A 24325-nucleotide genomic window follows, 5' to 3' on the forward strand; every position below is an offset into this window, starting at 1 on the left:
GGGCGTTGACGGTGATGCTACTTCGCAGGGTGCACGGGCTCGACGGTGAAACCCTGGGCCGCCAGCAGCTTGGGCAGGCCCTGGGGCCCGGTCATGTGCAGCGCGCCCACGGCCACCAGCAGGCGCTGGCCGGCGCCGTGCAGCGCGGTGATGCGCTCGGCCAGCGCCAGGTTGCGGTCGTCGTTGAGGCGCTTGAACCAGGCGCGCTCGGCCGGCGTGTCGGCGCAGCCGCACCAGCGCGCGTAGTCGGCCAGCGTCTTCATGTCGCCACGCACCCAGGTGTCGGCCAGCTTGCGCAGCGGGGTGCGCATCTGGCCGCGCTGCAGCTGCTTCAGCGCGCCGTCGACGACCTCGGGCAGCTCGGCCGCCGTGGGCTCCAGCGCCGCCAGCTGCTCCTGCGGCGTCTCCAGCGACTGCACCGGCCGGCCCTCGGCCTTGGCGCGGTTCAGCAGCATCAGGTCCTGGCCCCAGCCCACGTCGAAGCCGTCCCGGCGCGCCTCCAGCAGCGTCAGCGTGCTGAGCTGCAGCATGACCGGGAAGGCGGCCAGCACGCCGGGCGGCAGGCAGGCCACGCGGGCCTGCGCGTCCACGCGCCGCGCCAGGCCGGGCGGCAGCGGCGCGGGCGGCGGCAGCGCGGCCAGCGCGGGGGCGATGTCGGCCGGGTCCAGCTCCACGGCCAGCACCTCGGTCTCGTCCCAGGCCCGCCGCAGCGCCGGGCCGGGGTAGGCCCAGTCGGCCTTGCCGATGTGCAGGCTGCCGAACAGGAAGCTGCTGTGCCCGCCGCGGCTGATGCGCCACAGCGGGCCGCGGTCGGGCGCCGCGGCGGCCCAGCTGGCCGTCTGCGCGGCCGTGGGCAGCGCGGGGGTGGGCGGGCAGTCGGCGCGGGCAGCGCCGGCGACCAGCGAGAGCAGCAGCAGCAGGGTGCGGGTCATTCGTTGGGCTCGATGCGGAGTTCGCCGGGTTTCTGCGAGAAGTGCAGCCGCCCGAGCACATCCATGCCCAGCAGCGGCGCATGCAGGTTGGGCAGCACGGCCACGGGCAGGCGCTCGGCGCGCACGCCGCCCTCCAGTGCGACGTCGGCGCGCGCCGCGAAGCCTTCGGCGGCGCCCCCGGCCGTCTGCGTGCGCACGGTGCCCAGCGGCTTCAGGCCGGCGCGCTCGGCCAGCGCCTGCGGCAGCGCGGTGGTGGTGGCGCCGGTGTCGACAAGGAAGTCCACCTCCACGCCGCCGACGCGGCCGGGCCAGTGGAAGTGGCCGTCGGGGGCGCGCGTCAGCACCACGGTCTGGCCGGCCAGCTGGAAGCGGCTGGCCTCGCGCTCGCGCTCCCAGGCCTTGAAGACGAGGAACAACGCCAGGCCGATCAGCAGCCAGACGGTCATCAGCTTCAGCGTGGTCGGCAGTTCGGAACGGGACACGGGCGTGGGGTCAAGGGTTAGCGCGGGCACCAACGATAACCGCGCGGCACAGAATCGACGCCATGAAGCTGCTGGTCACCCTGCTGTTCGCCGCCAGCCCGCTGGCGCATGCCGACCCGCTGGCGCCACTGGCCTGGCTGGCCGGATGCTGGGCGCAGCAGGGCCGCGAGGCCGGTTCGGTGGAGCAGTGGATGGCCCCGGCCGGCGGCGTCATGCTGGGCATGGCCCGCACGCTGAAGCAGGGCCGCGTCGTCGAATTCGAGTTCATGCAGCTGCGCGCCGGCGCCGATGGCCAGCTCGTCTACATCGCCCAGCCCCAGGGCCGCCCTCCGACCGAGTTCAAGCTCAGCAGCCAGGGCGAGGCGCAGGCCCAGTTCGACAACCCGGCGCACGACTTTCCGCAGCGCGTCAGCTACCGGCTGGTGGCGCCCGACAGCCTGGTCGCCCGCATCGAGGGCACGATGAACGGCAAAGCGCGCGGCATTGATTTCCCCATGCAGCGCACGGCCTGCCCCTAGGGCACCCACGCCGGGCACGCCGATTGCCGACGCCGGGTCATGCTCAAGCGCCTTGCCTCCCTGCTCTCACTGGCCGCCCTGCTGCTGCTGGCCGGCTGCTCGAGCCTCACGCTGGCCTACCAGCAACTGCCGCTGCTGGCGGGCCTGTGGGCCAACAGCTACCTGGACCTGGACAACACCCAGCGCGCCCAGCTGAAACAGCAGCTGCAGGCCTGGCAGGCCTGGCACCGACGCGAGGAGCTGCCGCACTGGCAGGCGCTGCTGGCCCAGGCCCGCGCGGCGCTGGACGGCGGTGTGACGGCCGACGAGCTGTTTGCACTGGAGCGCGGCGCACGCGCCAGCGCCGAGCGCAGCCTGCAGCATGCCGCGCCGCTGGCCGCACCGCTGCTGGCCGGGCTGCGCGCCGAGCAATGGCAGCACCTGCAACACAAGCTGGACGAGAAGAGCGCCGAGTGGCGCGACAAGCAGACCGGCCCCGACGGCCCCGCGGAACGGGCCAAGCGCTACACCACCAATCTGGAACGCTGGCTGGGCGACCTGGACCGCAGCACGCGCCGCCAGGCACGCGCCGACGCGCTGGCCTGGCACTTCGACCTGGCCACCATGGCCCAGGGCCGCGCGCTGCGCCAGGCCCGCACCGTGGACGCGCTGCGCGCCTGGGCGCGCCACGACCTTGCCGGCGGCACCGCGCTGGCGATGCAGAACCTGCTGCCGCTGCCCGCCGAGCAGGGCTACCGCGACGAGATCGTCGCCAGCCTGGTGAAGCTGCTGAACGGCCTGACCGCGGAGCAGCGCGCCGCCGTCCGCAAGCACTGGGCCGACTGGGCCGCCGACCTGCGAACGCTGCAGGCGGGCTGACGCGGGTCAGAGGCCGACGTTGTTGCATTGCTGGCCCGCACGCGAGTGCGGGCCGCGCGCTGCGCCTGGATTGGCCCGAGGCGGCGGGCCTTCGCGCGCCGTTGCCATGGCGTTGGCAAGCCCTCGGCGACCGCAGCAGCCAGCGCCAGCGGAACGTGGACACGACGTCGGGGATGAACGTGACGCTGCCCTCGACGATGAGGCCGGACTCGCCGCCCACCTGGCTGGCCCGGTTCACGGCGCTGGCGCCGCCCGGCGAGTGGCCGAAGATGAGGCGGCGCGGCGGGGTCGGCCAGCGAGACGACGCCGGCTAGCCGGCGCCGTGGTGCCCGTCGATTCATGCGCGCATGGCGTCAGCGCCGCAAAGCCCTGGCCCTGCCGCGGGCCTCAGCTGCGCAACGCGGCCACCGGCGACAGCCGCGCCGCGCGCCGCGCCGGCACCCAGACGGCGCCCTGCCCCAGCAGCCACAGCGACAGCGCGCCGGCCGGCAGGTACGCCCAGGGCAGCCGAGGCACCGCGTACTGCTGCATCAGCAGCTGGCTCAGGCCCCAGGCGCCGGCCAGGCCGATGGCGATGCCGGTGCTGGTCAGCAGCAGGTTCTCGACCTGGAAGTAGCGCAGGATCTGCCCCTCGGTGGCGCCCAGCGCGCGGCGCGTGCCGATCATGCGGGTGCGCTGCTGCACCCAGAAGCTGGCCAGCCCGACGATGCCCATCGCCGTGACCAGCAGCAGCGCCACGCAGACGCCGCCCATCAGCCAGGCCATCGCGCGGTCCTGCGCGTAGAAGCGCGAGCGCATCTCGGCCAGCGACGTGGCCTGCGTGACGACGCGGCCGGTGTCCGCCGCCTCCAGCGCGGCGGCGGCGGCCTTGATCTGCGCGTCCAGCTGCGCGGGGTCGGCGCGGACGATGTAGAAGCCCGCGCCGCGCAGCGGGAAGATGATGGACAGGTTCTCGTCGCCGTTGTTGCTGCCGTCGTTGCGGCCACGGGTGACGAAGGGGTGGGTCAGCTTCTGCACGACGCCGACGACCACCGACGGCGCGTCGCCGAACACGTAAATGGACTGGCCCAGCGGGGACTGCCCGGGGAAGAGCTTGTCGGCGGTGGCCTGGCTCAGGATGACCTGGCCGATGCGCGGCTCGTCGGCGCGGAACACGGCGTCGGCGTCCAACACCTCCTCGGGCAGGAAGTTGCGGCCCGCCACCAGCTTCAGGCCGAAGGTGGCGAGCAGGTGCTCGTCACCGGCGTACTGCGACGCCACCATCAGCCGCTCGGCCTGCGTGCCGGGCTGCAGCCGCACGCCGCTGTTGTTGCTGTTGTAGGCGTAGGCCACCTGGTTGGCCGTCGTGGCGGCCTGGATGCCGGGCAGCGCGCGCAGCCGCGCCATGTCCTCGGCGGCGATGGCGGCGCCGCGGCCGGGCGGCGTGGCCTTGCTGTAGCGCACCTGCAGCATGGCCATGCCGGGCTCCACCATGCCGCTGTCGGCGCCAAGCGCGTCGAGCCGCGTCTCGATGAGGTGCAGCGCGTTGGTGACGATGGCGAAGGTCAGCGCCACCTCCAGCACGATGAGGCCGGCCGCGATGCGGTGGCGGCGCAGCGTGGACAGGATGGGGCGCAGGTCGGAAAAGAGGCTCGTCATCACTGCACCTTGAGTTGAACGGCGGGGGTGACCAGCGCGGCGCGCCAGGCGGGCAGCAGGCCGGCGCACAGGCTGGCGAAGATGGCCAGGCCCAGCGTCAGCGCCAGCATGGGCGCGTCCAGCTCGGCCAGGCGGGCGTAATCGTTGGGGCTCTGGCGCACCAGCCACAGGCCGGCGTTGGCGAACAGCAGGCCCAGCACGGCGCCCACCAGACCCAGCAGCCCGGCCTCGACGACGAACTGCGCAAAGATGGCGCCGCGCGTGGCGCCCAGTGCGCGGCGCACGCCGATCTCGCCGGCGCGGCGCAGCGTCTTGGCCAGCAGCAGGCCCACCATGTTGACGATGCACACCAGCAGGAAGCCGAACGCCAGCCAGGCCTGCAGGCGCACGTCGGCGGGCAGCACCTTGCGCGCGTCCAGCCAGTCCATGACGTTGCGCAGCCGCACGTTGGTGGGCCGCTTGAAACGGCCGGCGCTGCGCTGCGCCTCGGAGTAGGCGACAAGGTAGTCGCGGTAGGCGGTGGCGTCCTCGGGCTTGTCCAGCTCCACCCAGTACTGCACCCAGGAGCAGGTGGCCTTCAGGTCCAGCGCGTTGCCGCCGCTGGGGCCGTTGCCCCAGCAGTCCATGTTGCCCCAATGGCCCACGCCCAGCGTGATGGCGGTGGCGAACGGCAGGAACAGGTCCTCGGTCTCGGCGTAGCTGCCCAGCGTCATGTCGTAGAAGTGCGGCTGCACCTGCCAGGGCTTGAGCACGCCGATGACGCGCAGCGCCTGGCCGCGCACCACCACCTCGCGGCCCACGCTGTTGGCGCCGCCGAACAGCTTCTCGTTCAGCGCCGCGGACAGCACCGCCACGCGCGCCTCGGCCTCGTCGTCGGCGGCCGTCCATCCGGCGCCGTACTGCCAGGGCGCGTCGAACATCGCGAAGAAGTCGCTGGTCGCGTAGCGCGTGCTGGAGAAGATGGGCTTGACCTGCGCGTCCTGCACGCCCACGGCGGTGTTGGAGCCGCTCATCATGGCCTGGCGCTTGCCCTTCCGGTCGCGCAGCAGCGCCACGGCGTCGAAGCGGGTCAGGTCGAAGGTGGGCTCCTCGCCGGCCTTCCAGCCGACGAGGTCGCCGGCGTCCAGCTGCACGTTGAACAGCCGCGCACTCTTGGCGGGGATGGGGTCGCCGGACAGCACGTGGTAGACGGTCAGCGTCGTCATGCAGGCACCGATGCCCAACGCGAGCGCCAGCACCATCAGCGCCGTCAGGCCCTTGGAGGCGCGGGCGCTGCGGGCGGCGAGTTCGAGGTAGTGAAGGAACATCAGTTTGGCTCCAACAGGGAGTTCACGGCGGCCAGTTCGGTATCGCCCAGCGAGCCGGCGGCCAGGTGCAGGGCCAGCAGCGCCAGCACGTGGCGGTGGCGGGCCTGGGTCTGCGCGTTCTGCGCACCGGCCAGCGTCTGGATGGCCAGCAGCAGGTCGGTCGTGGAGCGCGTGCCCAGCGTCAGCCCGGTGCGGGTGGACGCCAGCGCGCGCTCGGCGGCTTCGACGGCGGCCTGCGTGGCCTGCAGCTGCGCGGCGCCCTGGCTGACGGACAGGTGCTCGGCGCGCACCTCGCGCAGCACCGCGCGGCGGCCGGCTTCGAGCTGTTCGCGTGCGGCGTCGCGCTGGAAGCCGGCGCGGTCGGCCGCGGCGGCGGTGGCGCCGCCGGCGAACAGCGGCACGGTCAGCCGCAGCGCCAGCTGCGTGGGCGTGCGGCCGGCGTCGAAGGCCGACACGCCGTCGCCACGCTGGCGCTGCGTGTCCACGCCCAGGCTCAGCGTCGGCAGGTGGCCGGCCCGGGCGGACGACACGCGCTGGTCGCTGGCCTGCAGTTCCAGCTGCAGCGCGCGCAGCGCGGGGTTGGCGGCCTCGGCGCGCTGCGCCCAGGCGTCGGCCGTGTCGGGCAGCGGCTGGGCCGCGAGCTGCTGGCGCAGCGGCTGCAGCGTGGGCGGCGTGCCGCCGGTCAGCTGCGCCAGCGCCTCGCGCGCATCGGCCACGGCGGCCTCGGCGGCCAGCGTGCCGGTGCGGGCCAGCTCGCGGTAGGCGCGCGACTGGTCGGCCTCCACCTGCGCCGACAGCCCGGCCTGGAAGCGCGTGTCCGCCTCGGCCACCTGGCGGGCGAACGCGTCCTCGTTGGCGCGCGCGGTGGCCAGCTGGGCCTGCGCCGACAGCAGGCCGAAGTAGGCCTCGGCCACGCGCAGCCGCGCGCCCTGCTCCGCCGCCTGCAGCCGCGCCGACTGGGCCGACGCCTGGCTGCGGCCGGCATCCCAGGCACGCAGCGCGGCCAGGTCCACCAGCGGCTGCGTGATGCTGCTGGTGGTGCTGTTCCAGCGGTTGCCGCCGGTCTCGCGCAGCTCGCTGCGCTGCAGCTGCCACTGCGGCAGCAGCGCGGCGCGGGCCTCGCGGGCGGCAGCCTCCTGCGCGCCGTCCAGCGCGGCGGCCTGGCGCAGCAGCGGGTCGGCCGCGCGGGCCTGCGCCCAGACCTGCAGCAGGTCGTCGGCATGGGCGGCCGTGGCCGCGCACATCACCAAGGCAAAAAGCAAGGGACGCATCACGCTCAAGCGGTGAGTTCGGCGGTGAGGTCGACGACCTGCCCGTCGATGACATGCACGTTGCGCTGCGCGCGCGCCGCCAGCTGCGGGTCGTGCGTGACCATGACGATGGTGGCGCCGTCGCGGTGCAGTTCCTCAAGCAGCTCCATGACGCTGCGCGCCATCGCGCTGTCGAGGTTGCCGGTAGGCTCGTCGGCCAGCAGCAGGCGCGGCTCGCCGGCCAGCGCGCGGGCGATGGCCACACGCTGCTGCTGGCCACCCGACAGCTCGGCCGGGTAATGCTTGCCGCGCGCCGACAGGCCCACGCGGGCCAGCGCCTCGGCGGCGCGCTTGCGGCGCTCGGCCGCGCCGAAGCCGCGGTAGCGCAGCGGCACCTCGATGTTGTCCAGCACGTTCAGGTCGGGGATGAGGTTGAACGCCTGGAAGATGAAGCCGATCTTCTCGTTGCGGATGCGCGAGCGCTCGGCGTCGCCCATGCGGCTGACGTCGATGCCGTCGAGCTTGTAGGTGCCGGCGCTGAAGGCCTCCAGCAGCCCGGCGATGGTCAGGAAGGTCGTCTTGCCCGAGCCCGACGGGCCGGTCACGGCGACGAACTCGCCCTCGTGGACGGTGAGGTTGAAGTCGCGCAGCGCATAGGTCTCGACCATCTCGGTGCGGTAGACCTTCTGCAGTTTTTCCATCTGAAGCATGGCGGGTTCCTCGACGATCAGTCAGCGATGAGCACGCGGTCCGCGCCCTTGAAGTTCTCGGTGCCGGAGATGACGACACGGTCGCCGGCGGCCAGGCCCGACAGCACCTCCACGCGGTCCAGCGAGCGGGCGCCCAACTTGACGGCCACCTTCTCGGCCACGCCGCCGCGCACCACGTAGGCATAGCTGCCGCCGCCCTCGTCGACGAAGCTGCCGCGCGTGACGCCCAGCACCTGCTCGCGGCGGTCCAGCAGCACGCGCACCGACAGGCGCTGGTTCTGGCGCAGCTGCTCCGGCTGCGGGCCGGCAAAGCGCAGCCGCGCCGCCACCTCGCCGTTGACGACCTCGGGCGACACGGAGCTGACCAGCCCCTGCCAGCGCTGCGCCGCGCCCGAGCCGCCGCTGATCTCGCCGGGCATGCCGGGCGCCAGCTCGCGGGCGAAGCTCTCGGCCACCTGCATCTGCACCTCCAGCGCCGACAGGTCGATGACCGACAGCAGCTTGGCGTCGCGGGCGACGTTGCTGCGGTCGGCGATGAAGAGCTGGCCCACCTGGCCGTCCACCGGCGAGCGCACCTGCAGCTCGGCCACCTGGCGCTCCAGCTCGGCGGCCAGCAGCTGCTGGCGCGACAGCGCGCTCTGCTTGGCCTGCACGTCCAGCTTCAGGCTGTCGGTCTTCAGGCCGCGCAGCGCCTGCGCCTGCTCAAGCGCCAGCCGGGCCTTGGCCAGCGCGTCCTGCGCCCGCTCCACCTGCATGCGCGCCGTCGCGCCGGCCTCGAAGGCCTGGGTCTGGCGGGCCAGGTCGTTCTGCGCGGTCTGGTGGTCGATGCGGGCGTTCTCGTAGGCGCTTTGCAGCGCGGCGCCCTGCTGGCGGGCCTCCACCTCGGCGCGGGCCAGGTCGGCGCGCAGCGCGTCCACCTGGCTGCGCTCCTGCGCGAGGCGGTTGGTGAGCTCCGGCGAGTCGACGCGGGCCAGCACCTGGCCCTGCTTGACGGGGTCGCCCGCCTTCACCAGCAGCGTCACCGTGCCGCCGCCCTGGGCATACAGCGTGGGGCTTTGCGCGGCGACGACGCGGCCCTCGCCGGCCACGTCGCGCGTCAGCGGCGCCACGGCCACGGTGGCGATGCTCAGCCGCGAGGCGCTGACGGCACTGTCGGCAGACAAGGCCTGGCGGATGCGGCCGCCAGCCAGCACGGCGATGGCCGCCACGAGGACGACGCCGCCGCCCAGCAGCAGCGGCCAGCGGCGGGCCCGGGGTGCGAGCGGGCGGTCCTGCTCGGAGGTGTCGCGAAAGCGGGTGTTCATGCCCGGTCATTTCGCAAGCCATGTGCCAGGCCTGCCGGCCTGATGAATCAAGCACTTGGCGCCGCGGACGGTGTCCGCGGACAGTGCGCGGACAGTCCGGCGCGCCCGGTCAGCCGAGCCGGGCCAGCAGCGCCGCCTCGGTGGCCGCGTCCCAGGCCAGCGGGTACAGGCAGCGCGCCTGCGCCAGCAGCTCGGGGCGGCCGCCCCATCGGGCGATCTGCGCGCTCACGGTCGCGAAGTCGAAGCTCATCAGCACGGCCGGCGCGTTCACGCGCGGGTTGTGCCGCGCGGTCGAGTACGGCAGCCAGCCCAGCCAGCGGCGGTAGAAGGCCACGTGCCGCGGGTTCACCTCGATGACGCCGCGCTCGCAGCCGGCCAGCCGGTGCGCGTGCAGATAGGCCAGGTGGAAGACCTGCGACAGCAGCCGCCGCGCGTCATGCGCCTGCCGGTCCACGGCCAGGCTGCCGAACTCGCACAGCCTGACGCCCGCGGCCCGCCAGCCGGCCAGCTCGGCGGCGAACAGCAGGTCGGCATGCAGGCCGCCGGCGCCGTCGAAGCGCACCGTCAGCGTGCCCAGCAGCCGGTCGCCGTCGTGCGCGGTGCAGACGATGTCGCGGTCCCGGCTGCGGCTGCCGAAGCGCTCGCCACCCAGCGCCAGGCCGCGGTCCGCGTACCGGCGCGCCACCAGCTGCAGCGCTTCGCCGTCCAGCCCGCCAAAGCCGCTGTGCAAGGCCAGCGGGGCGGGGTCGGGGTCGGGGCGGGCTGGCATGGCGGGGTTCCGTGGGGAACCCGCACTGTGCGCCGGCGTTGTTTCAGGCTGCCTTCAGCCGGCAGTCGTCAGGTTGCGTTTGTTTCAGTGCCGCCGGCGCCGCCCATCCCTGGCGCGCCACCTTGGTTGCATTGGCGCGCAAGCGCCGAGAAGCGCTTCGCGACGACCGCGCCACAGGTTTGGTCGAAGGTGGCCATGCGTTGGTGTGACTGGCCTATCGAGACGCCGAAGTTTCTATGCTGCGGCTCTGCGATGGTTGCGCGCCCCAGGAAGGGAGGCACGCAGTCATTGCTCGTGAAGCACTCCGTGGCGCAAGAAGCTTTCAAGCCGATGCTCTCGGCTGACCGCAACAGGCTGATCTGAGTCATTCCCAAGTCAAGTTCTGCGCGACCGCTTGCCAGAAAACCTGCCACTGGTGTGCAACGCGCCTTACTCGCAGCAGCACCGTCCATACGGGTCGCTCGACAGCGACGCTCGTTTCGCGAGGCGAACTTGATGGGGCTCATTGCGGCGGGCTTCGTCTTCTCGGCTTAGCGGAGGACTGATGCTTGCCCATGAAAACTGACATTCGCGAAAGCATCCAAGGCAACTGGCCGCCCACATTGGCACGTTTATCTCTTACCACGGCAGGTCCTAACGGCCAACAGCGCCGTCGCTGCGATCAACGCTGGACGGCCTAAGCCAGCTTCAGATTCGTGATCTCTCTGATGGAAACGCAGGAGTTCATACCGGCCGTCACCGATGCTCCTTCCACTACACCCCCCACGACCCGGTAACTTAGATCGAAGACAGGGCCACCGCTATTTCCCTGCACGATCTGCTTATCAATCTCGATCCTGGCGACGCCACTCACCGCTCTAGTCCGTACGACGTCAGTCCGCATGAACGCCGGGGGTTGATTTTCTACGGAAGAAGGAAAGCCCATTACGCCGAGCGTCTCGCCAGCCGTGACGGTTGCTTCGGACGGTACGAAATAGGGGAGATCACGGGGAATAGGCTCGAGCGGAAGGGGGCGAAGAATTGCGAGATCTCGGTGCCAATCGACATCCACCACTCGAGCGAACACTTTCTCCCCGGTTCGTCTAGTAAGGACGATTGTAGGAAAGGCCGTGCGCACCTTGAGACTGCCGATGCAATGAGCGCAGGTAATCCACACGTTGCCGCGATACCGGAAGGCCGTGCCATTCACTACGTCGTAGCTCCCCATCAGCGGACCGTCAGCAGTTAGATACCAAGTTGCCTTGTCTGCGTCGGCAGACGTCCTCACCTCCGGCTCAATCTTCAAAGCTTTGCTCGCAATGCCGTCCCGGCGGGCGAGTTCGTTGAAGTGCCTGCTCAACCTCTGAAAATTGCTCCCGGACCGGCCTTCAACTGAAGCCAACCAATTTAGCTTCCCCCTGATCAGCGGTACAAATGAAGGTATGGCTCCGGAAGAGTAGTTGCGGGTATGCAGCACGGGTGCTGCATTCTTTTCAGCTTCTGCAAGGCCGTGCTTTCGCCACATGTACAACGCTCCTCGTATGGAGTCGAGGTACTTACGCGGCACGCTCAGTCCGTCATTCACCACAATGCCTGTCACGACCTGACGGTGTTCCCGATCCACGCCGCGTGTCTTATTCGCGTTAATGATGAATCCTTGCTTGGCAACGATTTCCGCCACCAATGGACCTGCTTCGACTACCGCTCGGCCATCAACAAAAGACACCGCAAACATCTCCTGAGGAATCTGACTTAGAGACTGCGACGGGAATGAAAAATTGAGGTCGTCGGAATAACGGGAGTACCGTGCCTTGTAACGTCGAGCCAGCTGCCTCAAACGCCGATCGAGAGCTAGGCAAACGAAATTTGAGATTGGTGGGCTGGTGGGGGCGCCTTGCGGTAGCACGCCTTCATGGCAGCACAGATGGGCAAGAACCGTGGAGACATCGTCAGGAAGATTGAAGGGCGGCGCAAGGAACACGCCTTTCACCCTACCGAAGTGGATCTGGTGAAAGAAGTCCTGCAGATCTACGCGGACGACCGACTTGCGGCCGACGTGCACAAGCGCGTTCGTAACGACGCTCCTTCCCAGCACGAACCCGTGCGCAGCGGAGCTCAAATTGCCAAAGATCGCAGTAAGGTCGCGGGATAGCTTCTGCTGATGCTGCTTCAGGCGCCTCTTGGGAGCATCGATTGTTCTAGTCCCTCCGGATCGCTTCGGGATATCGAACGTCGTGTACAGAGGCTTTGGATAAATCAAACCCTTAAGCTTCTCGTAATCGGTATAGCCAAAATAGGCCGCAAGATCGTTGAGGGATGCGACTGCGTTAAGAAGCATAAGATAGGTGCCCCCTAGCTTGCATTACAACAAGTCGCCACATAGAGCGTAATGAAGGTAGATAGGCTACGGTCCCGATGGACCCTTTAACCTTGGCTGACCCGAATACAGGTCAGAAGATAGCTAGGGGGCGCGGGCGATGCTAACCGAAGCTCGTCCACATCCGCCCGCTGGGATGCGTGCTGCTTCGGGTCAATTTGCGACGGACATGAACCCGTGTAGTGGTCGCTCGAACGTCATGCGCGCAGGCGTCATCATGAACGACCGGGCTCACCGGCAGACCGGTTGGTGGAGCTGAACCGGCAGGCGCCGGAATGACCGCAATGGACTGAGAACCGGTCTCGACACGCGAAGCGCCGACCGACCGAGATCGCTGCAACGCGCTCACTCCCTGGCTCAACGCGCTCGTCGCCTCGCCAGATACAAACAGGCCAGTCGCAACGTCTTGGCGTGAGTCGCCACTGGTTTGGCGCCCTACCCCATCGCCACCAGGACGCAATACGCCAGCACGGCCACCACCAGGCACAGGCCCACGGGCGAGAACGGGATGCGTGTCATGTCCATCTCCCTTGCGTTGGGCCGATGCGCGTCAGGTGCGCATCAGCCGGTCGGCATGACGCCAAGTCTGCGGTGACTGCGGAAACACTGTCGCCAGCGCGGTTTCCGACAGCCCCAGGTGGCGGCGCAGCACGGCGGCGAGCACCTGGCGGAAGTCATTGGCCACGGCCAGGTCGCGGCCGTCGGCCAGCGCGGCGGTGTCCAGCCCCGGCCAGTCGCCCAGCACCTGCCCGCCCGCCACCGGGCCGCCCAGCAGCCACATGACGTTGCCGCGGCCGTGGTCGGTGCCGCCGTTGCCGTTCTGGCGCAGCGTGCGGCCGAACTCGCTGACGACGACGATGACGGTGTCCCGGTACGCATCGCCCAGGCCCGCGGCCAGAGCGTCCAGCCCCTCGCCCAGGCTGGCCAGCCGGTTGGCGAGCTGGCCGCGCGCGGCGCCCTGGTTGACGTGGGTGTCCCAGCCGCCCACGGCGGTGAAGGCGAGCTGGGTGTGCGGGTCCTTGCGGATCAGCGTGCCCAGCCGCCGCGCGTCGGCCGCGAAGCTGCGGGCAGACGGCGCACCGGCGTCGGCGCTGGGGTCCATGGAGCGCGGCTCGGCGGCGGCCATGCTGCGCGCCATCTCGCCGCGGCCCTCGGTGGTGTCGCGCAGCGTGCTGCTGAGCTGCGCGTCGTTCGCGTACAGCTTGGCCAGGCCGGCCTGCATCTGCGGGTTGTCGATGGCGCGGCGCTGCATGGCATTGGGTCCCAGGCCCAGGCTGGCGACGCTGGCGGTGCCGGCAAAGATGCGCGGCGGCGTGCTGCCCTGGCTGATGGCGCGCGTCGGCGCCGGCTCGCCGGGCAGCACGGCCAGCAGCCGGTTCATCCAGCCGTCGGGCGTGGACTTGCGGCCCGGCGTGCCGGATTCCAGGTAGTCCTGCGCGTCGAAGTGGGAGCGCGTCGGGTCCGGCGAGCCGCTGGCATGCACGAAGGCGAGCTGGCCGCCGTCCCAGTGGCGCTTCAGCGGGCTCAGCGCGGGGTGCAGGCCGAACAGCGAGTCCAGCTTGAGGAGGCCGTCCTCGGCGCCCGGATTCGGCAGCGCGATCTGCGGCCGGCTGGCGGCGTACTCGCGCTCGCCGTAGGGCGCGACGACGGACAGGCCGTCCACCGCACCGCGCAGCATGACGACGACCAGCTTTTTCTGGGCGCCACCCTGGGCGCGCACGAGGGACACAGGCAGGCCGCCCAGCGTGAAGGCGCCGAAATGGAGGAGTTGACGTCGCAACATCGCAGTCACCTTTTCATGAAGTCGGGCGAGGCCAGCAGCAGCGCCACCTGCTGCGCCGCCGGCTCGGCGGCCAGCGTGCGGCGCGTGGGCTCGCTGACCGACGCGCCCAGCGTCGTGCTGAGCTGGATGGCGCTGACGCCGCTGCGCTGGCCCAGCGTCGTGGCCAGCTGCACGCGCTGCGTCAGCGCCTCGGGGTTGCGCCAGGCGGCAGCGGTGTTCTTGTAGCCGTCGGGCGTCTGCGCGCCGAACAGCGGCTGGCCGGCCTGCTGCAGCGCCTGCAGCAGCGGCTGGGGCTGGGCCAGCGGCAGGTCCAGCGCACGCAGGCTGGACAGCAGGTACTGGTAGGGCGTTTTGAACTTGGCCTGGTAGGCCTCGCGGCTCCAGAACTCGTCGGCGCGGATCAGCGTGCGCGTGAACTCGCGCAGGTCGCCGCCGGTGGCGCGAAAGTTGTCGGCCAGCCGGGTGACCAGGCCCGCCGGCGGGTCGTCCGCCACGAAGGCCTGCGCGAACTTGAACGCCAGGTGGCGGGCCGTGGCCGGGTGGGCGGCCAGCACGTCCAACGCGCGCGTGCCCTCGGACTGGCCGCTGCCCGCGATGGCCTGGCCCAGCCAGGTCTTGCCCCCTCCGTCGTGCCGGCGGGGGTTGAACTCGAACACGTCGCCGGTCGTGGCGCGCAGGTCGATACCCCAGCCGGTCAGCATGCGCGCCAGCTCGGTCACGTCGCGCTGGGTGTAGCCGCCGTCCACGCCCAGCGTGTGCAGCTCCATCAGCTCGCGGGCGTAGTTCTCGTTCAGGCCGCTGCGGCGCTGCGCGCCGGGCCGCCCGGCGCCGGGCGCCACGCTCTGCGCGTTGTCCAGGTAGATCAGCATGGCCGGGTGCCGCGCCGTGGCGCCCAGCATGTCGCGGAAGCGCCCCAGCACATGCGGGCGGATAGCGCGCTGCTCGTAGTCGGCCACCAGCACGCCCACGGCCTGCTTGCCGGCGAAGACGTTGAAGTGGTTGAACCAGAACTCGGTCAGCACCTCCTCCAGTTGCGCCGGGCTGTGCAGTGCGCGCGCCAGCCGCGCCGTGGCCGCCTGCTGCACCAGCGGGCGCACGTTCTCGCGCACAGCGTTCAGCGCGTCCATGCTCGGCGTGTCGCCCTTGGCCTGCTCGCGGCGGGCCTCGCGGGCGGCCTTGACGGCCTCGCGGTAGCGGGTCAGTAGCTCGCCCTGGCTGAGGTGCAGCACCTCCAGGCCTGCCAGCCGCTCGGTCAGCGCGGCGGGCTGCGGCAAGCGGCGCGGCGCCAGCTGCTCGTCGAGAAACCTGTCCAGCCAGCGCTGTGCGCCCTGCTCGGCGATGGCCGCGGCGTCGCCCGGGCGCGGCCCGTAGCCCAGCCGGTTGAGTGCATGCAGTGCGCGCTCGTCGGCGCTCAGCGCGTTGGCAGTGGCCTGGCTGCGCCGGGTCAGCAGCCCCAGGCCCATCAGGGTGGCGGCGCTGCCCAGCATGAAGCGGCGTTGCTTGTTCATCGACGGTCTCCGTTCCTGGAACGCAGCATGTCGCCAAGCAGGCGCCGCCATGTGGCGCGAGCGCAAAGATTTGTGTCAAGCGCTGACAAAGCCCCCGGCAGCCGGGGTGCGGCCGTCGCGGCCGCTCGGCGTCAGTGCTCGCCCAGCCAGCGCTCCAGGCTGCGCAGCGTGGCCGCCACGTCCAAGGGCTTGCTCCAGAAGCCGTCGAAGCCGCCCCGGCGCGCCAGATCGGCGGCCACGTACTCGGCCTCGGCCGTCACCAGCAGCGCCGGCACGTCGGCCGCCAGTCCGGCCTCGCGCAGCTGGGCCAGCAGCGCATCGCCCGCCACGTCGGGCAGGCGCAGATCGCACAGCAGCAGGTCCACCTGCTGCCCGGCGACGACGCGCCGCGCCTCCGCGCCGCTGCGCGCCACGAGCACGCGGCAGCCGGGCCGCAGCTCCACGATGCCCTGCATCAGCATCGCGTTGACGGGATCGTCCTCCACGTACAGCACGTCGTGCATGTCGACCTCGCTCAACGGGCTCGCCACAGCGGCGGACGGGACTGTGACGGCACAACAACGGAAAGAGACATCATGGGGAACTGCTGGAATCGTTTGGCAGCGATTATCAAATTTATTGATAGCGCTGCCAGCCCCTCCCCCCCAAATCCGGTAGGCGGCGGTGGATTTGCCAAATATTGCGCTATTGCGCCCGCTGGCGAGCGGCGCCCAGCGCCACCAGGCCCTGCGCCAGCTCCGCCCACGCCGCGGCGAGGCCGGCCAGCTCGGCGCCACCGGCCGCCGCGTCTTCCAGCAGTCGCGCCGCCGCAGCCAGCCCGGGGTGGCCGATCAGCGCCAGCACCGCCTTCAAACCATGGGCCACGCGCCGCAGCGCGGCCGTGTCACCGCCGGCAATGGCGGCGTCGCCCTGGGCCAGGTCGTCCGCAAAACGCTGGATGCAGCCGTCACGGAAGGTCTCGAACAGCACGCGGTCGCCACCGAAATGGCGCTGCACCGGGTCGTCGTCCGCCGCGGCGGGCGCGGGCGCAGGCGCCGCCACGGCACGGCCGCGCAGCAGCTCGGCCACGGTGTCCAGCAGTTCCAGCAGCGGCACCGGCTTGCGCAGCGTGCGTGCGACGCCGCGCGTGGCCAGCGCGAGGTGGCGGTCGTCATGCACGCCGGCACTGAACACCAGCCAGGCGGGCGCGCCGGGCGCCAGCGCGAAGCCCTCGGCCAGCAGCGTCTCGGCCGAGCCGTCGGGCAGCATCAGGTCGCTGATGACGAGCTGCCAGCCGCCGCCAGCCAGCGCCTCGCGCGCCTGGGCGACGCTGGCGGCCTGCTGCAGCTGGATGGCCGGCGCGGCGGCGTCGTGGCCCGGCAGCTCCTCCAGCGCCAGCTCGACGAAACGGGCGATGGACGGGTCGTCCTCGATGAGCAGCACACGGGCGGCCACGGCGACCCTCGGCGCTCAGGCCGGCTGCGCGGCGGTGGCCCGGGCCAGCACCACCGGCAACTCGGTGACCAGGGCCGTCTTGTGCACCAGCGGCACGCCTTCCAGCGCGAAGCGGTAGGGCTCGCGCTGAGCCTCGTCCAGCGCCGTGACGACGATGAGGCGGCTGCGCGCGAACTGCGGGTGTGAGCGCAGGCTGGTGATCAGCGCGGCGCCGTCGATGCCGGGCAGCAGGATGTCGATCAGCAGCACGTCGGGCTCCAGCCGTCCGGCCATCGCCAGGCCGGCAATGCCGTCGGAGGCCACGTGCAGCTCCGCACCGGGCAGCTCGCGCTTGACGATGAGGCTGATGAGGTTCTGGAAATGCACCGAGTCCTCGATCAGCAGCAGCGTGACGGGCCGCTCGCCGCTGCCGGGCACGAGCGGTGCCGGCGCGGCTGCCGGCGCGGCGCTGCCCCGGGCGGCCAGCCAGGCGTCCAGCGAGCTGCGCAGGATGCGGCGATGGCCACCCGGCGTCTTCCACGCCTGCAGCTCGCCGCGGTCCACCATCAGCTGCACGGAGCGCACGGCCATCCCCAGCCGCTGGGCGGCCTCGGTGGTGGAGCAGGTATCGGGCACGGGGCTGGTGTGATTCACACGCGACATTTTGCCGAATTCGCGGGCTGGTGTTTCGAATAGCATATTTGATAAAAACGGCGCCATTGGAAAATCCAGCTCAACCGGAGCACAGACATGCCTTCCCCCCTCTCCCTTTCCACGCCCGCGGCGGCGCGCCGCGCGCCCGCCTCGCATGCCGGCGAAGCCGAGGAAAACCGCGCGCACCGCGTCAGGCTGGGCCACCTGTCCGAGGCGCTGGCGCGCCACCTGGGGCTGGACGCCGACACCGCGCAGCTGCTGCGCCTGGCCGCGCCGCTGCACGACGTGGGCGAGTGCCACCCCGGGGATCCCTTCGAGCCGGACTGGCCGCTGACCGCCGCCGAGGAGCGCCGCCGCCGCCAGGCGCAGCCCGAGCGTGGCGCGGCGCTGCTGCGCGGCTCGCAGCTGCCGCTGTTCGCGCTGGCCGCCGAGATCGCACTGCACCACCGTGAACGCTGGGACGGCAACGGCTACCCGCACGGGCTGCGCGGCAAGGCAATCCCGCTGTCGGCCCGCATCGTTGCGGTGGTGGACTACTTCGACGCGCTGACGATGCGCCGGCGCTTTCGGCCCGCACGCGCCGACGATCGCGGGCTGGCGATGCTGGCCGAGCAGGCCGGCAGCGCGTTCGACCCCGAGATCGTCGCGGCCTTCCTGGCCCACGCGCCGGCGCTGATCGCGCTGCGCGACCGCATCGACCCGTCGCGGGGGGACGCATGAAGCGGCTGGCAACGGCGCTGCTGGCCCTGCTCGCCACGCTGGCAGCGGGCGCCCAGCCGACGGTGGCGCAGCGCGTGCAGGCCAGCGGCGAGCTGCGCGTGTGCATCTGGCCCGACTACTACGGCATCTCGCTGCGCAACCCGCGCACCGGCCAGCTGTCGGGCATCGACATCGACCTCTCCGCCGCCTTCGCGGCCGACCTCAAGGTCACGCCGCGCTACGTGGATTCATCCTTCGCGACGCTCATCGACGACGTGCTGCAGGAGCGCTGCGACGTGGCCATGTTCGCCGTCGGCCGCACCGCCCAGCGCGAACGCCAGCTGCGCTTCAGCCGGCCCTATCTGGAGAGTGACATCTACGCCGTGACGACACGCAGCAGCCGCGTCGTGCAACGCTGGGAAGACCTGGACAAGCCCGGCGTGCGCATTGCGGTGCAGGCCGGCACGTTCATGGAGCCCGTCATGGCCGGCGCGCTGAAGCGCGCTACGCTTGTTGTCGTGCGCCCCCCGGACACGCGTGAACGCGAACTGGAGGCCGGGCGCGTCGATGCCTTCATGACCGACTACCCCTACAGCCGCCGCCTGCTGGACAACGCCGACTGGGCCCGCCTCGTGGCGCCGCCCACGCCGTTCTTCGTGCTGCCGTATGCCTACGCGGTGAAACCCGGTGACAAGGCCTGGCTGGACACCGTGGACGACTTCGTCGCCCGCATCCAGCGCGACGGCCGGCTGCGCACGGCCGCCGAGCGCCACGGCCTGGGTGACATCATGAGAGCGCGCTAGCCGCCCTTGGCCGCCCCCAGCATGCCCCACCGCAACCGCTGGCGCCCCAGTGTCATCACCGCGGGCGCCGGGGTGCTGCTGGCCGCCGCGCTGCTGGCCGGCGCCGCGCACAGCCTGTGGCGCGAGCAGCGCGAGCTGGCGAGTCAGGCGGCACAGCGGCAGGCGCTGCTGGCGCGCGTGCTGGAAGACCACGCCAGCCGCAGCCTGGACGCCACACAGATCGCGCTGGCCGGCCTGGCGGACGTGGCCGCGCGCAACGTGCCGCCCGACGTGCTGCAGGCGCTGCTGGACCAGACGCAGACCAGCCTGGGCTTCCTGCGCGGCGTGGCGCTGGTGGACGAAAGCGGCCAGGTGCTGGCCGCCGCGGACCCGGCGGACCGCGGCGCACGCATCGAGCTGACGGCGCTGGGCCGCTGGCCCGACACCGGCCGCGACGCGGTGGGCGGCTTCGTCGCCGCGCGCAGCCTGGCCGGCCTGGGCCAGGCCGACGCGGTGGTGCCCCCCGGCGTGGGCTTCATCCCGGTCATGCGTGGCGCCCGCCTGCCCGACGGCCGCACGGCCTTGCTCGTGGCGCTGCTGAACCCCGATGCGCTGGCCAACTTCCAGCAGCTGACGCTGAACGACCCGCAGGCCGCCGCCGCGCTGGTAAACATGGACGGCCTGCTGCTGGCCGCCACCAGCGGCGCCGAGCGCCTGCCCGGCGAGGCGGTACCGCGCCTGCTGGCACCCGGCGCCCCACTGGCGGGCGTGCGTGCCGGCGCGGACCTGGGCCGTTGGGACGGCCCCGGCCTGCGCGACGCGCCCCAACTGGGCAGCTACCGCGCGCTGCGGGCGCGGCCACTGGCGGTGCTGGTGGAGCTGCCACAGGCGGAGCTGCGCCGCCAGTGGCTGTTGACGGTGCGTGACGCTGGGGTGCCGGCCGTGGGCCTGGCCGTGGCGCTGCTCGTGCTGTCCGGCGTGGGTGCGACGGCGCTGCGGGCGCGCGAGCGCGCCGCGCTGGCACTGGACGACGCCCAACGGCAGGTCGCTGCCCGCGAGCGCGAGCTCAGCGCGATTTTCGGCAGCGTGCAGGACATGCTGTTCCGCACCGACGCGGCCGGGCGCGTGACCTTCATCAACGAAGGCTATGTGCAGCTTTCCGGCCAACCCGTCGAGCAGTTGCTGGGCCGGCCGCTGCACGAACTGTTCGGCGGCGCGCCGGCCGTGGCCGCGCTGTTCGACGCCTGCGATGCCGACAGCGCGCAGCCGCGCCAGGTGCGCGCCGAATGGATTGCCGGCGACGGGCAGGCCCGCGGCTTCGAGATCCACCTCGTGCCGCTGCGCCACGGCGCGGGTGCGCTGGAATGGGTGGGTAGCGCTGCGGACGTCAGCGGGCTGATCCTCGCGCAGGCCGAGCTGAGCGCGCAGCTCGGGCTGGCGCGCTCGCTGCTGGCGGGCAGCCCGCTGCCGATGTCGGTGCTGGACGGTGACAACCGCTACCTGGACGTCAACCGCGCGTGGGAGCAGTTCACCGGCCGCCGGCGCAGCGACGTGCTGGGCCGGCGCGCCGCCAGCTATCTGCGCCCGGAGGAGGCCGCCGTGCACGACGCGCGCGACGCCGAGCTGCTGGCCCGCGGCGGGGAGATGAGCTACGAGACCGTCTGGCACAGCCCCGACGGCCGCCGGCGCGACATCTTCGTCAGCAAGTCCACCTTCCCCGACACACAGGGTCGGCCCATGGGCATCGTCGTGTGCTTCATGGACATCAGCGACTTCCGCGAGGCCGAGCGCGCCACGCGGGCCGCGCGCGACGCGGCGCTGGAGGCCTCGCGCGCCAAGTCCGAGTTCATCGCCAACGTCAGCCACGAGCTGCGCACGCCGCTGCAGTCCATCCTGGGCTTCTCGGAGATCGGCGCGCTGCGCGCCCGCCACGAGCTGCTGCTGGCCGAGCTGTTCAGCGACGTGCACCGCGCCGGCCAGCGCATGCTCAGCCTCGTCAACGACCTGCTGGACCTCAGCAAGATCGAGCGTGGCAACGAGCCGCTGCACACCGAGCGGCTGGACCTGTGGCCGCTGGCCGCCGAGGTGGCGCGCGAGCTCTCGCCGCTGCTGGCGGCCCGCGGCCTGCAGCTGGACCTGGCGCCCGGGCCCGGCCAGCTGGCGGTGCTGGGCGATCCACTGCGCCTGCAGCAGCTGCTTCGCAACCTGCTGGCCAACGCGATCCGCTTCTCGCCGCAGGGCGGGCTGATCGAGCTGCAGGGCGGGCACGATGCCGACGGCCAGGTGCGCATCGCCGTGGCCGACCGCGGCCCCGGCATTCCCCCGGACGAGCTGGAGAGCATCTTCGACGCCTTCGTGCAGTCCAGCGCGACGAAGAACGCCGCCGGCGGCACCGGGCTGGGCCTGGCCATCTGCCGTCGCATCGCCGAGGCGCACGACGGCCGCGTCTGGGCCGAGAACCGGCCGGGCGGCGGCGCCGTCATCTCGCTGCGGCTGCCAGCCGCGCCGGCCGTCACCCCTCCCTAGAATCCGCCGCCACAAGCCCCGCCACGACGAGCGGGCCAGGGAGGATGGGCAATGACGACAAAGTTCATGAGCCGGGCTGCGGCCTGCGCAGCCGTGTGGCTGCTGGTGGCCTGCGGCGGCGGCGGTGGATCGGGCGGCTCCGCGCCGCCCCCGGCGCCGGTCAACAGCAGCGTGAGCCTGCTGGCCATCGCGCCGACCGAGCCGGTGCCCGGCGGCGGCAGCGCGCAGCTGGCCGTCAGCATCACCAACAGCGGCAGCGTGGCGGCCACGGGGCTGGTGTTCACGCCCAACCTCGCCACCGGCCTGACGCTCACCAGCCTGGGCTGCACCGGCAGCGGCGGCGGCGCCTGCCCCGCGGCCACCACCGGCACCAGCTTCGCGCTGCCCGACCTGCCCGCCAAGGCCAGCCTGTCGCTGACGCTGAACGTCAAGGTCGCCGCCGGCAGCAGCGGCGCGCTGACCAGCATGCCGGCCGTGCAGGCCGGCAACGACGCCGTCGCCAGCGACAACACGGCCGCCGCCAGCATCAAGGCTTACTCGGCCGACGTCGGCATCAGCGGCAGCGGCCCGACCGCCCCGGTGCCCGCCGGCAGCACGACGGCCTACACGATGACCGTCAGCAACGCCGGCCCCGACGAGGCGCGCGACGTGCAGATCACCAACACGCTGGGTAATGCACAGACACTGGGCACGCTGAGCTGCAGCGCCAGCGGCGGCGCCACCTGCCCCACGGCCATCGGCCCGGCCATGCGCGTGCCGCTGCTGCCCAAGGGCGGCGCGCTGGTGTTCACCGTGCAGGCCACGGTGGCCGGCGGCTTCAGCGGCGGCATCGCCAACGTGATGCAGGCCAGCGCGGCCGGCGACCCGCTGGACACCAACAACGCCACCGGCGTGCAGCTGACGGCCTACGCGCCGGCCACGGGGCCGGCACCGGCGGGCCAGACCACCGTCGCGCTGCAGAGCGACAACGGCGACTACATCGGCGCCGGCCGCAGCTACAGCTACTCGCGCGCCACCGCCAACGTGAACGTCAGCGCGGACGGCGCCCGGCTGCAGGTGCAGGTGGCGGGCGACGACAACTGGAACGCGCAGTTCCAGCTGCCGGCCGGCTTCAACAGCTTTGCGCCCGGCACGTACAACGGGCTGCGGCGCTTCCCGGAAGCCGGCAGCGGCGGCGTCGACTGGGGCGGCAACGGTCGCGGCTGCAACCAGATCACCGGCAGCATGGTGGTCAACAGCGTCACCTACGTGGACGGCCAGCTGAGCGCCATCGACTTCAGCTTCGAGCAGCATTGCGAAGGCCAGGCGCCGGCGCTGCGCGGCCAGGTGCGCTGGTTCGCCAGCGACACGACGGCACCGGCCGGCCCGCTCAACCCGCCGCCCGACACGCTGTGGGCCCCGCCCGCCAGCGCCCTGCCCGCCAGCGGCAACTACGTCTACCTGACCAGCGACAGCGGCGACTACATCGGCGGCGGCGCCACCGTCACCCACACGCAGGCCGACGCCATCCTGGACGTCACCGCCGCCGGCGGCCGCGCCACGGTGCGCGTCACGGGCGACCAGAACTGGCGCGGCGAGTTCCAGGGCATGCAGGGCCTCAACACGCTTCAGGCCGGCCAGTACGGCAGCCTCAGGCGCTACCCCTTCCACAACCCGGTGCGCGGCGGCCTGGACTGGAGCGGCAACGGCGCCGGCTGCAACACGCTGACCGGCTGGTTCGTCGTCGACCGGGCGACCTACATCGACGGCGCGCTGACCGCGCTGGACCTGCGCTTCGAGCAGCACTGCGAGGGCGCCACGGCGGCGCTGCGCGGCAAGGTTCACTGGGAAGCCGGCGACCGCACCGCGCCGCCCGGCCCGCTGCAGCCGCCGCCCGTCGGCCTGTGGGCGCCGGCCAGCGGCGCCACGCCGACCAGCGGCAGCTACGTCTACCTGACCAGCGACAGCGGCGACTACATCGGCGGCGGCCGCACCACCGCCTACACGCGCCGCGATGCAGTGCTGGGCGTGAACCTCAGCGGCCGCAAGCTGACCGTATCGGTGACCGGCGACGAGTCCTGGACCGGCACCTTCGAAGGCATGAACAGCCTGACCGACCTGCAGCCCGGCTACTACGGCAAGCTGCAGCGCCACCCCTTCCACAACCCGACCCGCGGCGGCATGGACTGGAGCGGCCAGGGCCGCGGCTGCAACCGGCTGACGGGCTGGTTCGTCGTCGACAAGGTCAGCGTCAGCGGCGGCCAGCTGACCGCGCTGGACCTGCGCTTCGAGCAGCACTGCGAGGGCGGCACGGCGGCGCTGCGCGGCCAGATCCACTGGGACGCCAGCGACCTCGGCCAGCCGGCCGGCCCCGTCAACCCGCCGCCCGCCGGGCTGTGGCTGCCGGGCGCGGGCAGCACGCCGGCCAGCGGCAGCTACGTCTACCTGACCAGCGACAGCACCGACATCATCGGCAACGGCGGCACCTACACGTACACGCCGGCGAACGCGACGCTGGGCGTCACCAGCAACGGCCGCCGCATCAGCGTGACGGTGAACGGCGACCGCACCTGGACCGGCGAGTTCCAGGCCATGGACGGGCTGGCCCAGCTGCAGCCGGGCTACTACGGCGGCCTGCAGCGCTACCCCTTCCACAACGTCGCCAAGGGCGGCATGAGCTGGGCCGGGACAGGCAGCTGCGGCACGCTCAGCGGCTGGTTCGCCATCGACAACATCAGCTTCGTCAACAACCAGTTGGTGGCGCTGGACCTGCGCTTCGAGCAGCGCTGCAACGGCGGCACCGCGGCGCTGCGCGGCAGGGTCCGCTGGGCGCCGTGAGGCTGCGGCGCCGTTCCCA

At 71.9% G+C, this 24325-nt stretch carries 21 protein-coding genes; 6 read left to right on the top strand and 15 right to left on the bottom strand.

What is annotated here, in order from left to right:
• Positions 1–17 precede the first annotated feature (17 nt).
• Positions 18–932 (bottom strand): TraB/GumN family protein, encoded by a 915-nt coding sequence (locus ACG04Q_RS01135; RefSeq protein ID WP_394508965.1) that lies wholly within the window; start codon positions 930–932, stop codon positions 18–20.
• Positions 929–1414 (bottom strand): retropepsin-like aspartic protease family protein, encoded by a 486-nt coding sequence (locus ACG04Q_RS01140; protein WP_394508966.1) that lies wholly within the window; start codon positions 1412–1414, stop codon positions 929–931. The genes ACG04Q_RS01135 and ACG04Q_RS01140 overlap by 4 nt, the downstream gene beginning before the upstream one ends.
• A gap of 62 nt (positions 1415–1476) precedes the next feature.
• Here ACG04Q_RS01140 and ACG04Q_RS01145 point away from each other — a divergent pair, with 62 nt between their 5' ends.
• Positions 1477–1932, top strand: a complete 456-nt coding sequence (locus ACG04Q_RS01145; protein WP_394508967.1) for a DUF6265 family protein — start codon at positions 1477–1479, stop codon at positions 1930–1932.
• 39 nt (positions 1933–1971) lie between these two features.
• Positions 1972–2790 (top strand): DUF6279 family lipoprotein, encoded by an 819-nt coding sequence (locus ACG04Q_RS01150; protein ID WP_394508968.1) that lies wholly within the window; start codon positions 1972–1974, stop codon positions 2788–2790.
• Between the two features lie 387 nt (positions 2791–3177).
• On the opposite strand, the gene ACG04Q_RS01155 is transcribed toward ACG04Q_RS01150, so the two are convergent.
• The 13 genes from ACG04Q_RS01155 to ACG04Q_RS01215 all read right to left on the bottom strand — a co-directional run bounded on the left by ACG04Q_RS01155 (position 3178) and on the right by ACG04Q_RS01215 (position 17491).
• Positions 3178–4428, bottom strand: coding sequence for an ABC transporter permease (locus ACG04Q_RS01155; RefSeq protein ID WP_394508969.1), 1251 nt, complete (start codon positions 4426–4428; stop codon positions 3178–3180).
• Positions 4428–5735, bottom strand: coding sequence for an ABC transporter permease (locus tag ACG04Q_RS01160; protein WP_394508970.1), 1308 nt, complete (start codon positions 5733–5735; stop codon positions 4428–4430). The genes ACG04Q_RS01155 and ACG04Q_RS01160 overlap by 1 nt, the downstream gene beginning before the upstream one ends.
• Positions 5735–7006 carry a TolC family outer membrane protein gene (locus ACG04Q_RS01165; RefSeq protein WP_394508971.1) on the bottom strand — a complete coding sequence of 424 codons (1272 nt, stop codon included), beginning with the start codon at positions 7004–7006 and terminating at the stop codon, positions 5735–5737. Before ACG04Q_RS01165 ends, ACG04Q_RS01160 begins: the two co-directional genes overlap by 1 nt.
• Positions 7007–7011: 5 nt before the next feature.
• Positions 7012–7695, bottom strand: a complete 684-nt coding sequence (locus ACG04Q_RS01170) for an ABC transporter ATP-binding protein (RefSeq protein WP_394508972.1) — start codon at positions 7693–7695, stop codon at positions 7012–7014.
• A gap of 17 nt (positions 7696–7712) precedes the next feature.
• The gene (locus tag ACG04Q_RS01175) at positions 7713–8999 is read right to left on the bottom strand and encodes an efflux RND transporter periplasmic adaptor subunit (RefSeq protein ID WP_394508973.1); all 1287 of its coding nucleotides are present in this window, start codon (positions 8997–8999) and stop codon (positions 7713–7715) included.
• A 109-nt stretch (positions 9000–9108) separates the two neighbouring features.
• Positions 9109–9768, bottom strand: coding sequence for an N-acyl amino acid synthase FeeM domain-containing protein (locus tag ACG04Q_RS01180; protein ID WP_394508974.1), 660 nt, complete (start codon positions 9766–9768; stop codon positions 9109–9111).
• 68 nt (positions 9769–9836) lie between these two features.
• Complete coding sequence (locus tag ACG04Q_RS01185) at positions 9837–9965, bottom strand: hypothetical protein (RefSeq protein ID WP_394508975.1); 129 nt, start codon at positions 9963–9965, stop codon at positions 9837–9839.
• 479 nt (positions 9966–10444) lie between these two features.
• On the bottom strand, positions 10445–12085 hold the full coding sequence (locus ACG04Q_RS01190) for a trypsin-like peptidase domain-containing protein (RefSeq protein WP_394508976.1): 1641 nt from the start codon (positions 12083–12085) through the stop codon (positions 10445–10447).
• A gap of 589 nt (positions 12086–12674) precedes the next feature.
• A complete protein-coding gene (locus ACG04Q_RS01195; RefSeq protein ID WP_394508977.1) occupies positions 12675–13907 on the bottom strand; it encodes a DUF1501 domain-containing protein in 1233 nt (410 codons plus the stop codon).
• 5 nt (positions 13908–13912) lie between these two features.
• Positions 13913–15415, bottom strand: coding sequence for a DUF1800 domain-containing protein (locus ACG04Q_RS01200; protein ID WP_394508978.1), 1503 nt, complete (start codon positions 15413–15415; stop codon positions 13913–13915).
• A 131-nt stretch (positions 15416–15546) separates the two neighbouring features.
• Positions 15547–15933, bottom strand: a complete 387-nt coding sequence (locus tag ACG04Q_RS01205; protein ID WP_394508979.1) for a response regulator — start codon at positions 15931–15933, stop codon at positions 15547–15549.
• 166 nt (positions 15934–16099) lie between these two features.
• Positions 16100–16849, bottom strand: a complete 750-nt coding sequence (locus tag ACG04Q_RS01210) for an Hpt domain-containing protein (RefSeq protein WP_394508980.1) — start codon at positions 16847–16849, stop codon at positions 16100–16102.
• Between the two features lie 15 nt (positions 16850–16864).
• Entirely contained in the window at positions 16865–17491 is a 627-nt protein-coding gene (locus ACG04Q_RS01215) for a helix-turn-helix domain-containing protein (RefSeq protein WP_394508981.1), read from the bottom strand.
• 87 nt (positions 17492–17578) lie between these two features.
• Between ACG04Q_RS01215 and ACG04Q_RS01220 the strand changes: the two genes are divergently transcribed.
• From ACG04Q_RS01220 to ACG04Q_RS01235, 4 genes are read left to right on the top strand one after another with little or no spacing between them, the layout of a single operon-like run.
• Positions 17579–18202, top strand: a complete 624-nt coding sequence (locus ACG04Q_RS01220; protein ID WP_394508982.1) for an HD-GYP domain-containing protein — start codon at positions 17579–17581, stop codon at positions 18200–18202.
• On the top strand, positions 18199–18984 hold the full coding sequence (locus tag ACG04Q_RS01225; protein WP_394508983.1) for an ABC transporter substrate-binding protein: 786 nt from the start codon (positions 18199–18201) through the stop codon (positions 18982–18984). Before ACG04Q_RS01220 ends, ACG04Q_RS01225 begins: the two co-directional genes overlap by 4 nt.
• A gap of 21 nt (positions 18985–19005) precedes the next feature.
• Positions 19006–21489 (top strand): sensor histidine kinase, encoded by a 2484-nt coding sequence (locus tag ACG04Q_RS01230; RefSeq protein WP_394508984.1) that lies wholly within the window; start codon positions 19006–19008, stop codon positions 21487–21489.
• A 51-nt stretch (positions 21490–21540) separates the two neighbouring features.
• Positions 21541–24306 carry a hypothetical protein gene (locus tag ACG04Q_RS01235; RefSeq protein WP_394508985.1) on the top strand — a complete coding sequence of 922 codons (2766 nt, stop codon included), beginning with the start codon at positions 21541–21543 and terminating at the stop codon, positions 24304–24306.
• Positions 24307–24325: the final 19 nt, after the last annotated feature.

The organism is Pelomonas lactea (assembly GCF_043555885.1).
GTDB lineage: Bacteria > Pseudomonadota > Gammaproteobacteria > Burkholderiales > Burkholderiaceae_C > Pelomonas > Pelomonas lactea.